Source organism: Corallococcus sp. AB049A, assembly GCF_003668885.1.
Classification (GTDB): Bacteria; Myxococcota; Myxococcia; order Myxococcales; family Myxococcaceae; genus Corallococcus; species Corallococcus interemptor.
Window position 1 is genome coordinate 1 of record NZ_RAWL01001109.1, and the last position, 445, is coordinate 445.

Sequence of the window (445 nt, forward strand, 5' to 3'; positions counted from 1 at the left end):
CAGCAGAAGGGGCTGGATATCGACATCATCGGCGGCAATGCCTCCGCCCTGCCGATCACCATCGTGCCGATGCCCTACCAGGGTTCGTCGGCCGCTCCGCAGACCGACGTCGCCGGCGTGGTCCGCGCCGACCTGGAGCGTTCGGGCCAGTTCCGCACGCTGCCGGAAGCGCAGATCGTCGAGAAGCCCGTGCGTGGCGGTGACATCCAGTTCGCCACCTGGCGCGCGCTGAAGCAGAACTACATCGTGGTCGGCCGCGTGCTCGATGCCGGTGCCGGTGCCTACCGCGTCGAGTACGAACTGTTCGACGTGCCGAAGGGCGAGCGCCTGCTGGGCCTGGCGATGACCGCCCGTGGCAACGCCATGCGCGACGTCGCCCACCAGATGGCCGACGCCATCTACGAGAAGATCACCGGCGTGCGCGGCGCCTTCTGGACCCGCATCG

1 protein-coding gene is annotated in these 445 nt (G+C 68.8%); it reads left to right on the plus strand.

Annotation, left to right across the window (positions count from 1 at the left end; translation table 11 throughout):
• A partial coding sequence (locus D7X55_RS46460; protein ID WP_407921824.1) for a hypothetical protein occupies window positions 1-445 on the plus strand: 445 nt, incomplete at both ends.